Origin of the sequence: Halobaculum magnesiiphilum, from assembly GCF_019823105.1 — an archaeon.
GTDB lineage: Archaea > Halobacteriota > Halobacteria > Halobacteriales > Haloferacaceae > Halobaculum > Halobaculum magnesiiphilum.
The window spans coordinates 41401-54132 of the sequence record NZ_CP081958.1 but is presented as its reverse complement, the minus strand read 5'-3'; the positions used below and the strand labels follow the sequence as shown (position 1 = coordinate 54132).

8 protein-coding genes and 1 pseudogene are annotated in these 12732 nt (G+C 65.2%); 3 read left to right on the top strand and 6 right to left on the bottom strand.

Annotated elements, in window-relative coordinates:
- Window positions 1-61: 61 nt before the first annotated feature.
- Complete coding sequence (locus tag K6T50_RS00245) at window positions 62-496, top strand: universal stress protein (RefSeq protein ID WP_222607457.1); 435 nt, start codon at window positions 62-64, stop codon at window positions 494-496.
- Between the two features lie 64 nt (window positions 497-560).
- Here the strand turns inward: K6T50_RS00245 and K6T50_RS00240 are convergent.
- Window positions 561-881: pseudogene (locus tag K6T50_RS00240) on the bottom strand (antibiotic biosynthesis monooxygenase family protein).
- 204 nt (window positions 882-1085) lie between these two features.
- Between K6T50_RS00240 and K6T50_RS00235 the strand changes: the two are divergent.
- On the top strand, window positions 1086-2270 hold the full coding sequence (locus K6T50_RS00235; RefSeq protein WP_222607456.1) for a trans-sulfuration enzyme family protein: 1185 nt from the start codon (window positions 1086-1088) through the stop codon (window positions 2268-2270).
- Window positions 2271-3191: 921 nt separating this feature from the next.
- On the opposite strand, the gene K6T50_RS00230 is transcribed toward K6T50_RS00235, so the two are convergent.
- A complete protein-coding gene (locus tag K6T50_RS00230) occupies window positions 3192-4427 on the bottom strand; it encodes an FG-GAP-like repeat-containing protein (protein WP_222607455.1) in 1236 nt (411 codons plus the stop codon).
- A 103-nt stretch (window positions 4428-4530) separates the two neighbouring features.
- Between K6T50_RS00230 and K6T50_RS00225 the strand changes: the two genes are divergently transcribed.
- Window positions 4531-6000: a hypothetical protein gene (locus K6T50_RS00225; protein WP_222607454.1), complete on the top strand. Its 1470-nt coding sequence runs from the start codon at window positions 4531-4533 to the stop codon at window positions 5998-6000.
- Window positions 6001-6239: 239 nt separating this feature from the next.
- Here the strand turns inward: K6T50_RS00225 and K6T50_RS00220 are convergent, their stop codons facing one another.
- The 4 genes from K6T50_RS00220 to smc all read right to left on the bottom strand — a co-directional run bounded on the left by K6T50_RS00220 (window position 6240) and on the right by smc (window position 12715).
- Window positions 6240-6884, bottom strand: coding sequence for a DsbA family protein (locus K6T50_RS00220; RefSeq protein WP_222607453.1), 645 nt, complete (start codon window positions 6882-6884; stop codon window positions 6240-6242).
- A 183-nt stretch (window positions 6885-7067) separates the two neighbouring features.
- The gene (locus K6T50_RS19225) at window positions 7068-7535 is read right to left on the bottom strand and encodes an AAC(3) family N-acetyltransferase (RefSeq protein ID WP_425601391.1); all 468 of its coding nucleotides are present in this window, start codon (window positions 7533-7535) and stop codon (window positions 7068-7070) included.
- Between the two features lie 739 nt (window positions 7536-8274).
- Entirely contained in the window at window positions 8275-9171 is an 897-nt protein-coding gene (locus tag K6T50_RS00210; protein ID WP_425601390.1) for a segregation/condensation protein A, read from the bottom strand.
- On the bottom strand, window positions 9128-12715 hold the full coding sequence (gene smc / locus K6T50_RS00205) for a chromosome segregation protein SMC (RefSeq protein ID WP_222607450.1): 3588 nt from the start codon (window positions 12713-12715) through the stop codon (window positions 9128-9130). The genes K6T50_RS00210 and smc overlap by 44 nt, the downstream gene beginning before the upstream one ends.
- Between the last annotated feature and the right edge of the window lie 17 nt (window positions 12716-12732).

Here is a 12732-nt window from a genome sequence, read left to right as displayed (position 1 = left end):
CTGCGTACTGATTAGTGACCGACCCTCACCGTTTATTCTTGTGCCGCGCGCTGATGGCCGCATGTACGAGCGTATCCTCGTTCCGATCGACGGGAGCGCCCACAGCGACCTAGCAGCCGAACACGTGATGAATCTCGCTGAGCAGTTCGGCGCGATGGTCCACGCGCTGTTCGTCGTCGAACAGACAGGGCCGAGCGGCCACTGGGATTTCGTGGTCGAGAAACAAGAAGAGATCGGCGAGGAGGTGCTGGACACGGTAGCCGCACTGGGCGACGAGCGCGGCGTACGCGTCGAGCGCCACGTTCGACGTGGGACGCCCAGCGAGGAAATCGTCGACGCCGCCACCGACTACGAGGTCGACCTCATCGTCATGGGGACGCAGGGCCGGACCGGGTTCTCACGCATTGCCACCGCCGGAAGCACGACAGAACGTGTAGTAAGACTGACGAATACCCCGACACTCGTGGTCGGGGGTGCGGGCGCCGGAGACACGTGAGGCCGGCATCCGATTCGGCAGAGATAGCTGAGTTCCCTTCACTATTCGGAACAAGTTGGTACCCCTACCTAAGCGGACTCGCGTCTTCGCCGAACCCGCTCCCGTACGTGTCGAAAACTTCCGTAATGGTCACTTCGTACGCGTCATACCACTCCGTCTACCGCTGTTTCGCACGTTTGTGGTCTGCACCCGATCCAAACGACTCGATCGCATCTAACGACTCCCAGTGATAGATGACGAGAACTTCCTCACTATCCGGTGCCTGCCACGGCTGCTTGCCCAGATACCCCTTCGTGTCCTCGGCAGCCGCCTGTATCGTATCGTTCAACTCGTGAAACTCCGCATCGTACTCACCCGGGTCGAGACGAAACGTTACCAAATACATCTGGAGTATTCACCCGTCTACGCGAACAAGACGCTTCCTGTCGGAGTAAACAGCGGGCAGCGGTCAACGACTATTGGACCACACGAGGCGAGGTTTGGTTTCTGGCCACCTTCGCTGGAAACTTCATAACTATCCATTGTGACTGAGAAGATATCTCTGAGCACCGCTCTAAACGGATCGGGAGGGGTTGGTGGTGAATGACAGATGTCACGACAAACCGATCACTCCGACAGAAATCGATTTGCGACCCTCGCCGTCGGGTCAGCGGAATCTGAGACGCATCCTCACAGAAGTGGAACGAACGATGTCGTCCCGCCGATCCACCTTTCGACAACATTCGAGTGGGCCAGTGGAGAGAACGGCAACGAACACGACTACTCTCGCGAGAGCAATCCGACTCGGGCGGCCCTCGAAGCGCAGTTAGCCCGCCTCGAAGGAGGAGAGTACGGGTTGGCATTCGCTTCCGGAATGGCCGCCACATCGACGACGATGCTGTCGCTGGTCCCGCCGGGAGGCCACGTCGTCTCCTCAGACTCCATCTATAGTGGAACTGAAAAACTACTCACGGAACACATGGCCGGACACCTCGGGGCGGACATCGACTTTGTTGACGCTCGTGACCCCGACATCGTCGCTGATGCAGTCAATGCGGATACTGACTTGATCTGGGTTGAAACACCATCGAACCCCTTGATGCGGTTGTGCGACATTCAAGCGATAGCCGACATCGCCGATGACTACGACGCCGTATTCGGCGTGGACAGTACCTTTACGAGTCCGTACTACCAAGCCCCGCTTGAACTGGGCGCCGACATTGTCGTTCACAGCACTACCAAGTATCTCAACGGACATTCCGACTCGATTGGCGGTGCAGTTATCACCGACGCCAAGGGGGTTTTCGAGCAATTAGCGTTCGCACAGCGCGTTGGACTTGGGAATATGCTCTCACCGTTTGATTGTTACCTCGTTGCGCGGGGTATCAAGACACTACCTGCGCGGATGGAGCATCACGAGAAGAACGCGATGGACGTCGCCCGATTCCTCGAAAGTCACGACCGGGTAACTCGTGTGTACTATTCAGGGCTTGAGAGTCACCCACAACACGATCTTGCAAGTGAGCAGATGTCGGGGTACAGCGGGATGCTGTCCTTCGAGTTCGACGGAACACGCATTGAACTTGAGGCGTTCGTTGAGGGGCTTGATCTATTCACGCCGGGGGCCAGCCTCGGTAGCGCTGAAAGCCTCGTCGAAGTGCCGTCACTAATGCTCCCCGACGAGTTCAGTCGTAGTGAGGATTCAGCAGAGACCCCTGAGACGTTGGTCCGGGTATCCATCGGCCTCGAAGACGCCGAAGACCTCTGTGAGGACTTTCGGACGGCGCTCCCGTAAGCTCAGTTCTGTACACCGTAGCTGGTCACAATTCAGAGTAGCAGAGGGATGAACGATGATATGCTGAATACAGCCCCTGAATTTTGCACCGACCGACTCGCCGGCGCCTTCCATATCATCTCACACGGAACCACTGGTACGTTGATCGTGCCGGTCATTCATCATCGGAAACGCATTCGAGAGCCGTCGATCGACGGCGCATTAGCTACGATCGGGGGCTAATTTATCACTGTGTTGAAAGCAACTTATCAATAGATATAAATAGAAAATTTGGAATGTTATGACGCGATGGTCCCGTCACACCGTCGTAACGGTGAACGAGTCAGTGAAAACTGGGATACGGTGTTCAGGGCACTCTCGGCCGAACCACGTCGGCAACTCATCGCCGCACTCGGGGACGCGTCGCCGGAGGAGTCGGTGCCGCTCCCGGAAAGCGCGATGATGCCGAACGTTCCGTCCGACCCGAGGGAACTCCGGTTACAGTTACACCACGTTCACCTCCCGATGCTGGCCGAGGCGGGGTTTATCGAGTGGTCGGAAGACCACTTCACCGCTACTCGTGGGCCACAGTTCGACGAAGTCGCGAGCGTCATCAGTACCTTACAATCACGTGCGAGCAGACTCCCCGATTCGTTGGTCGTCGGGTGCCAACGACTCGAAGAGGAGCGACAGGGAATAGCGTAGACTCGTTCACGAGTTCGTTCTCTGTCCCGTGGACCGCCTCTCTACTACCTTCTGGCAGATTCTCGCGGGGCGACTGAAAGGTGACTACTGGGGGAAAGTATCCGTGTGCGACGCGAGCGATTCACCCGACCTGACCGGATGACCGGTCCGGTCGTTCTCAGTTCGGGAGATATTCGACTTCCGTCAGTAGCCGGAACGCACAGCGTCCTGACGACATGAACGGGATCGCTGATTGGCTCAACCGCTGACTTCTAGAGCCACGACTCTCCCGTCACCGTACATGACGTACACCTCCGCCGCACCGTCGTCGTCCGTATCCGCGAGCGTCGCGTGCGTGAAGACCGAAACCTCGCGCTCGTAGGTCCCGATGACGGACCCGTCCACCGGGTCGACGACGCTCACGAGCCCGTCGTTCGTGGGGGCGACCAACTCGACATCGCCGTCGCCGTCGACATCTCCCAGCGAGGGCGGCGGGGTCATTTGAACGGGTTCGTTCGTCAGCGTCGTCTCCCACTCGACCGTCCCCGTCTCCCCATCGAGCGCGCGCAACTCGGCGGCGCGGTTCGTCGCGTACACTTCCGGGTCACCGTCGCCGTCGCCGTCGCCGATGGCGTGGACCGCGGCGAACGGGCCGATGGAGCGCCTCCAGATCACCTCGCCCGTCGCTCCGTCGAACGCGGCGACCGTGCCGGCGGTCGTGGCGACGACGAACTCGGCGGTACCGTCGGCGTCGAGATCCGCACTCGCGGTCCACCCGACTGACTCGCCGAACGCCTCGCGCTCCCAGACACGCTCGCCGCCGGCGTCGAACACCGCGACCGTGCTCGTTCCGAGCGCGACGCCGAACTCGGTCGTCCCGTCACCGGTGAGGTCACCGACGACCGGCGGGGCATACGTCGTTCCCGACAGGTTCTGCCGCCACTGGAGCGTCCCGTTCGCCGCATACGAGAACACGCTCCCGTCGACGTCAACGACGACCACCTCGGCGGTACCATCGCCGTCGAGGTCGACGACAGCCGGCCGCGTGTAGCCGTACTCCGACAGCGGCACCGACAGCTCCTCGTCGCCGGTCGTCGGATGGAACGCCCGCAGCTCCTCGGTGGTCGACGAAGCGAGCACCTCGCGGACGCCGTCGCCGTCGAAATCGGCGACCGCGGGGTCGGCGACGGCGTGGATCGTGCAGTGCTCGGCCGGTACGGGCACGTTCCACGTCGTCGTCCCGTTCGAGGCGTGCAGCGCCGCCAAGCGACACTCGCCGGTGTCGCTGCTGCCGCTCACCGGCGCGTACACGAGCCCGCCGTCGCCGATCCGTGCGGCGGCGACGGCGTGGTGGTTCGCGCCGATGCTCGTCCCGGTGTCGCTGACCCACCGTTCGGACACGTCTCCCGCGGTGCCGCCGAGCGTCACCGCGACGACGCCGCCGACTATCACGAGGAGAACGGCCGCCAGCGCCACAACGGTCCGACCGCGCATAGACGCTAGCGGGAGCCGAGGGCGAATAAGTCACCCCACTGCAGCCCGCCGTTCGACGGCCGAACCAATCCCGTTTTGCGGCGGACGCTCCGATACGACACCGATGCGTCCGCGACGGACCGATCGGATCCGTCTCGTCACCGCTGTCGCCGTCGTAGCGACGGTGCTCGCGATCGCGAGCGGTTCCGTCTCCGCGCACAACGTCGGCGCGACGCGGTACGACGCGCCGATCCCCCCGCTGCTGCTGTTCGGTGGAGCCGCCGCGACGGTGCTCTTCTCCGGTCTCGTGCTCGCGCTCGCCGAGCGATCCGACGGCGTCGTGCCGGACCTGCAAGCGTCTTCGGTCGCACGCTCGCTGATGGCCGTTCGCCTTCCTACCCCCCCGCCGGCGCTGCGAGCGACGCTTCGTGTCGGGTTCCTCGCCGCGTTCGCCGGGGCGCTCGCCCACGGACTCGTCGGGCCGACCTCCGCCGCCGAGAACGCCGTAACGATCGTCGTCTGGTCGCTGTGGCTGCGTGGCCTCGCGCTGGTCGCGACGCTGGGGGGAACCGTCTGGCCGACGCTCTCGCCGTGGCGGACCGTCTACGACGGCCTCTGCAGACTGGAAGGCGAAGAGATCCGAGTCGTCGGCCGTGTCCCCGACCGCGTTGCCGACGGGGTCGCCCTCGTCGGGTTCCTCCTCGGGATCGGCGTCCTGGCGACGCTGACGAGCGCCCCGCGCGACCCCCGTGGGACCGCGGGGCTCGTGCTGGCGTACGCCGCGGTCATGCTCGTCGGCGGCGTCTGTTTCGGCCGCGAGTGGTTCGACCGGGGGGACTTCGTCGGCGCCTTCTACCGGATTCTCGCGCGCGTCGCGCCCGTTCGTCGTGAGGGGGGCACCGATGACGCCGGATACCGGCTGCGGACACCGTGGGCAGGGACGCTGCACCCGGCGGCGAACGGATGGACGGTGCTGTTGATCGTCGCGACCGTGTACGTCGTCAGCTTCGACGGCTTCACCAACACCCCGGAGTTCCGGACGTTGCTCGACGTGCTCCGCGCGAACGTCGGCGCCGGGCCAGAGGGCAGCCTCCTGGTGTTCGTCCTCGGGTTCGGGGCGTTCGTCGGCGCGTTCCTCGCAGTCGTCGGGGTCGCCGCACGAGTCGGCACGAGTCACGACGGCTCGGCCGCGGCATCGACGGACGGCAGTGTCGCGACCGAGTCGACCGTCTCCGCGGCGCGAGCGTTCGCGCCGACGCTCGTCCCGATCGCGGCCGCCTACGAGGTCGCCCACAACTACCCGTACGTCGCGGCGTCGCTGGGGCAACTCGTCCCGCTGGTCCTGGAGCCGTTCGGCGTCGGAGTCGGATCGGTCGACCCGCTCGCGTGGCTCCCCCTCCCTGCGTTCTGGGCGAGCCAGGTCGTGTTGGTTGTCGTGGGCCATCTGTTCGCGGTGATCGCCGCCCACGAGGTCGCGAGTCGGCGCTACCCGGACCACACGCTCGCCGGTCACGCGCCCCTGCTCGTCGTGATGGTCGCGTACACGGTGGTGTCGCTGTGGATCGTCTCGCGACCGGTCGTCACGTTCGGCTGATCGGACGCCAACTGATTCGACGGACGACCCAAGGGGCGTTCGCCGGCACGTCTACGGGTCGAATACGTTCGGACGGTCTCGCGGACTCGTCGAGAGACGCGTTCGCGTGCTTCCTCGTGCGTGGGGTCCGCCGGTACCGATGGGGCGGGACCTTCGTCTCAGTTGAGCGGGCTCCGCCGTTACGGTGGAGCTGGATCCTCCGTCACGGTGGAGCGGGATCCTCTCTCGGAGATCTGCGCTTACCGTACGTCCTCGACCGCCGACTCGATCGCGGAATACGTCGGTTCCTCGATCGGTGTCCCGTCGACGAACACCGCGGGGGTCCCGCCGACGCCCCGCTCGGTTCCGGTTTCCCTGTCCGCCTCGACGACGGGCCGGTACCGCCCGTCCGCAGCGGCCCGGCGAACGGTGTCGGCGTCGGCCCCCACGTCGCCGGCGATTACGCCGATCAGGTCGTCGGTATACTGGTGACGGCCCTCGGACCATCCGTCGGCGAACAGCGTCTCGACGAACTCGAAGAACGCCCCCGTCCCCGCGGAGTCTTGGACCGCGCGGGCGGCGATCGGCGCGCGCCACGACCATCGGTCGTCGACCGGGATCGGGAAGTCGTAATGCTCGTATCGGACGATCCCCTCCTCGATGTAGGTCGACTCGATCTCGGGATACACCTGCGTGGCGAACGTCCGGCAATGGGGACAGGCGAAGTCCTCGAAGACGGCGACGGTCACCGCCGCATCGTCGTCGCCACGGGTCGGACGCGGGAGCGACTGAACCGTCTTGTCGCTCGTCGACCCGCCGCCGAGACAACCCGCGGCGCTCGCGACCGATGCGCCCCCGATCGCGGACAGCGTTCGACGACGAGTGATCGATATCGGAGAACTCACACATCGATCTCGCGAGTTCACGCCTAACTCGATTGTGGTGCGTCCGTCGAATTCGTCGCCCGGAACGGTCCCTCCGACGCGCCGGACGTCGCCGGTGCGGGATCGTTGACTCGCCCGATCTAGCCCCCTATCCGACAGCTACCGCCGTCGAATCGGTCGGTGGGTCACCGCTGGGCACCCACATCAGGTAACCATGTAGTAGGGGTCCCGTTCGAGCTTCGGCTCGAGCGCCTCGCGCATGTCCCCGGCCCTCGCGAACGAAAGTTTCAGTCCGTTTCTGGTCCGATCGTCCAAGACTCCCTGTTCGTCGAGGTAGCGCTCGATCTTCCACCGGTTCCAGGTGTAGATGGACTCGAACGTGTCGTTCGTTTGGGACACGCGCTGATGGGTTGACTCGTCGTAATAGATCACGCCGGAGTGCGTGTCCGTGGTCTGATACGGCGGATCGTCCCGAAGGGAAATGTAGTGGAACTGAGTGGACACGAGTCTGTTCGTCCCGATGTTCGCGATCAGGACGTTGTCCTCGTCGAGCCGTGCGTAACACCCGTCGGGTCCGAACGTGTTCTGGTGGGTACACCCGTCGAACCGATACTCGCCGGCGACCTGGATCGAGTGTAACGCGTCGTTCGTGCGGTACTCGGCGTCGTCCATGAAGAGGACGGGGAACGCTCCCACCTGCGGCCGGGAGTACTCCTTGTGATACACGCCGGACTCCCGGAAGCTCGGGGTGAAACCGGGAACCAACACGCTCTCGAACTCCGCTGTCAACGCCGAACACAGTCGTTCGTAGGGGCACCCGGCGAAGGCGGCGTTCACGTCGCTCAGTCCGATGTGGACGAAGACGACCGGGTCGTCGTACTCACTCAGGATCGATCGGAACTCGGCGAACGGGAACGGCGAGGCTGACGTGTCCCTCACGCGCTCGGCGACCCGGTTCGTGTACAGTCGTCTCCCGACTGTCGACCACCGCTGGATCTCACGGACTGACCGATCTGTCAGCGTCACACGATCGCCAGACGACGAGAACGTAATGTTATAGCTGACTTACAACGGAACCCCGTTTAGCCAGTTATTATCAACTGAATGTATTCATTTGCGACAAGGTGAGTCTACGGTGATCCGATGCAGCCGTAACGGCGGTTCAGCGCTCGGCATGGAGTCCAGTCGTCGCCTCGCTCGAAGCGACCTACGACCCGGCGCCCGACGGCAAGTGAATTCGCCATCGCCGACACAACGCTCGAAGCTCGATCACAATGCACGAAATTCGACGCCGACTGAACGGGGCCGGATCGGGCCGTGAACGCGGGACGACAGAGATCCGTCCGATTCGCTGGGGTTCCGACGAGGCCACGAACGGACCCCGCTGCGGTTGACGGTCCGCCCTCCGTCGTCAGTCCGCGATCGCCTCGTCGCCGGCGGCGGCGACGCCGGCGTCGCGAACCCACAGATCGCCGAACAGGTCGTCCTGCTCCAGCGTGATCTCGCCGCGGTGTGCGAGGAACAACAGCGCGAGATACGTCATCACGGCGGTGCTTCCGGTGTCGGCGATCTCCCGGAACAGCACCTCCGCGCGCCCGCGCTCGTACTGCGGGTGCAACGCGGCGCGCACGTCGTCGATGACGGACTCGATGTCCTCCTCGTGGGTCGTCCCGGTCACGTCGGACTCGCCGGGCTCGCCCTCGCGGCGGAGGTCGTCGGCGCCGTGGTACTCCAGCGTCTGCGTGCCGCGGGAGAACCCCCGCGGCGACTCGCTGGTGTCGTACTGGCGCGACTCCTTCCACCAGGTGCCCCGCTCGGCCTCCCGCAGCTCCCGGACGAGTTCGTCCAGCGTCTCGGGCGAGCCGCGGGTGCTCTTGCGCTCCAGCCGCCGGTCCATCTCCTCCTCGAGCGCGTTCACGGGGTCGAAGCCGTCGTCGATCGGCGCGTCGTCGACCATCGCGCCGTCGCCCTCGAAGGCCCGCTCCCACGGTTCGAGGTCGTCCTCGGGCTCGTCCTCGTCGTCCGCGGCGAGCATATCATCGGACTTCATCCGGAGCAGGACGCTCGCGTAGAAGAGCGCCCGTCCGCCGGTCCGGAGGTCCGCCTCGTCGAGGCGGTCGAGGAACGCGTCGGTGACCTCGACGACGTCGATGTCCCACGGGTCGATCTCGCCCTCCTCGGCGAGGTTGACGAGCAGCTCGACCGGCTCGACCTCGTCGTCGTCCGTCTCGCCGGGCGAGGCGATCCCCGCGTCGCCGGGCGCCTCAATCATCCGCGCTCGCCTCCGGGACCGGCTCCCCGTCGTCACCCAACTGGATGCCGGTGACGGCCGAGACGTTGTCCGACTGCATCGTCACGCCGATGGCGCGCTCGGAGCGCTCCAGCAGCGCCGAGCGGTGGCTGACGACGACGAACTGCGCGTCGCCCGCGAGGTCGTGGACCATCTCGCCGACGCGCTCGGCGTTGACCGCATCGAGGAAGGCGTCGACCTCGTCGAGCGCGTAGAACGGCGCGGGGTTGTGCCGCTGGATGGCGAAGATGAACGCCAGCGCCGTCAGCGACTTCTCCCCGCCCGACATCGCGTCGAGGCGCTGAACCGGCTTGTCCGCCGGCTGGGCCTTCATCGTCAGCCCGCCCTCGAAGGGGTCCTCGGGGTCCTCCAGCACCAACTCCCCGGTCCCCGCGGAGAGCCGCTGGAAGATGTCTGTGAACTGCTCGTCGATCGCCTCGAAGGCGTCCATGAACGTCGCCTTCTTCTGGGACTCGAACCGGTCGATGCGCTCCTCGATCGCCTCGCGCTCCTCTACGAGCACGTCGCGGCGCTCCTGGAGGTCATCCAAGTCCGACTGCACGTCGTCGTACTCGTCGATCGCGAGCATGTTGACCGGCTCCAGCGCCTCCATTTCCGCGGACAGCCGGTCGATCTCCGACTCGACAGTGTCGTGGTCGGGGATCTCCTCGGGGTCGTAGCTGCCGACCTGCTCCTCCAGGGAGTCGATCTCCCACTCCAGGCGCTCTGCGGTCTCGCGCAGCGACTCCAGCTTCGAGACGACGCGTTCGACCTCGGTTTCCTGTTCGTCGCGGGCGGCCTTCGCCTCGCGGAACGACTCCTTGACGGCCTCGCGCTCCTCCTTGAGGTCCGCGAGTTCGTCCTCGAGCTCGGCGATGGCGTCGCGCTTCTCCTCTAAGGTCGACTCCTTCTCGGCGATCCGCTCCTCGAACTCGTCGATCCGCTCCTCGGCGTCGGCCTTCTTCGACTGCGCCTCCTCGACGGTGTCGTGGTGGTCGTCGACGGCGTCCTCGGCGTACTGCTTCTCCAGTTGGAGCTGGTTCAACTCGCCGTCGAGGTCGTCCATCCGCTCCTCGAGGTCGTCGATCTCCTCGCGGATGTCGTCGGCCTTCGCCGACAGCTCCGGGATCTTCGAGTCGGCCAGCTCGGACTCCAGCTCCTCGATGCCGGCCTCGACGGCCTCGATCTCCTCGTCGGCCGCGTCGATCTCCCCGTCGAGTTCGGTCATCTCCTCGTCGACGGACTCGCGCTCCTCGCGCAGCTCGTCGAGTCGGTCCTCCAACTCGTCGATCCGCTCCTCCTTCGATCCGAGCTTCTCCTCTGCGCGCTCGATGTCGGACTCGATGTCGCGCACCTTCTCGGCGGCGTCGGAGGCGCGCGAGCGGGCGTCCTCCAGGTCGCCGTCGATGTCGGCGATCTCGGATTTGATCCGCTGGCGCTCGTCCTCCAGTCCGTGGATCTCCTCGGCGACGCGTTCGAGCTTCCCCTTCCCGGACTTCGAGAAGGAGTACCGGGAACCGCCGCCGGAGCCGCCGGTCATCGCGCCGGACTTCTCGACGAGGTCGCCGTCGAGGGTGACCATCCGGTAGTTGCCCATCAGGTGCCGGGCGGTCTCCATGTCCTCGACGACCAGCGTCGACCCGAGCACGTACGAGAAGATCGGCTCGTACCGGCCGTCGTAGTCGACGAGGTTGCGCGCGAAGTCGACGACGCCGGGGTCGTTCGGCAGCGACGGGAGCCCGCGGTCGTCCATCTTCGTGATCGGGAGGAACGTCGCGCGCCCGGCGTTGCGCTGCTTCAGGTAGTCGATGCAGTCGGAGCCGACGCCGTCGTCGTCGACGACCACGTTCGCGAGCCGGCCGCCCGCGGCGGTCTCACACGCCTTCGCGTACTCGCCGGGCACCGACGCCAGCTCGCCCACGGGACCGTGGACGCCCGAGAACTCGGCGTTCGTGATCGTCGTCACCGCCCGCGGCCACGACGTGTCGCCGGAGTCGCCCGCCCGCGCCTCGAGTTGGGAGTACTCCTGTTGCTTCTCGCGGATGTCCTCCTCGACCTCGTCGAGTTCCTCCTGGTACTCCGCCTTCTCGCCGCGTAAGTCCTCGATGACGCCGTCGATGTTGGCCTTGTTCTTCTCGGCCTTGTCGAGCTCCGAGTGGAGGTTCGAGACGCGTTCCTTCAGGTCGGGGATCGCCTCGCGCGTCTCCTGGATCTCGTCTTCCACGTCGCCGATCTCGTTCGACCGTCGGCGCGCGTCGTCGAGCAGTCGGTCCTTCTCGCGCTGGAGCTCGTTCTTCTCGGCGCGAAGCTCCTCCAGCGTCTCCTTCCTGTCGGCCAGTTCGGCCTTCAGCTCGTCGAACTCGGTGTCGACGCTGTCGATCTCGTCTTGAACGTCGGCCAGCTCGGTCTGTTTCGAGGTGAGCGTCGACTTCAGGTTCGCCTTCTCGACTTTCGTCTCGCGGATCTCCGAGTCGAGCTCGTCGATCTCCTCGCTCTTCTTGTCGATGGCGACGAACGCGTCGCGGCGCTCGGTCTCCGCCTCCTCGACGCGCTCCTCCTGGTTCTCGATCTTCCCCTCCAGCCGCGAGACCTCGCCTTTGATCTCTTCGATCTCTGACTTGATGGCGATCTGCTCGTCCTCGCCCTTCCGCTCGATCTCGCGGTTGATCTCGTCGAGGTCGGCCTCGAGGTCGTCGACGCGCGCCTGCCGCTCGTCGAGTTCGGCGCGCAGCTCCTCGAGTTCGTCCTCGCGCCGCTCCATCGACTCGCGGGTGCCGTCGAGGTCCTCGCGTTTGTCCTCCAGCTCGGCGGCCTTCAGGTACCCCTCGTACTCCTCCTTCTCGTCGCGCAGGTCCTGATACTGGAGGGCCGTCTCGCGCTCGTCGGCCAGCTGGTCGAGCCGCTCTTCTTTCTCCTCGATCCGGAGGTCGGCCTCGTCGATGCGCTCCTCGACGGTCTCCAGCTCGCCGAAGGCGTCCTCCTTCTTGGCGTCGAACTCGGCGACGCCGGCGATCTCGTCGATGATCCCACGGCGCTCGTGGGGCGTCATGTTGATGATGTCCGTCACGTCGCCCTGCATGACGACGTTGTACCCCTCCGGGGTGACGCCGGCCTGCGCGAGCAGGTCCTGAATGTCCGAGAGGTTGACCGAGCGCCCGTTGAGGTAGTAGTACGAGTAGTAGTTGTCGTCGGTCTCCTTCACCCGGCGCTTGATGGTGATCGTCTCGGCGTCGCCGATGTCGTCGCTGCCGGCGGCGCTGACGACCTGCGACCGGTCGAGCTTCCCGTCGGAGTTGTCGAGGACGACCTCGACGCTCGCCTCGCGTTCGCCCGAGGGGCCCTCGCCGTCCTCGAAGCCCGGGTTGTAGATGAGGTCGGTGAGCTTCTCCGCGCGGATCCCGCGCGTACGCGCGAGCCCAAGCGCGAACAACACCCCGTCGATGATGTTCGACTTGCCCGAGCCGTTCGGGCCCGTGATGACCGTGAAGTCCTCGTAGAAGGGGATTCGCGTCCGGCGCCCGAAGCTCTTGAAGTTGTCCAGTACGAGTTCCGTGATGTGCATGCGTGAGTGGAACGGTG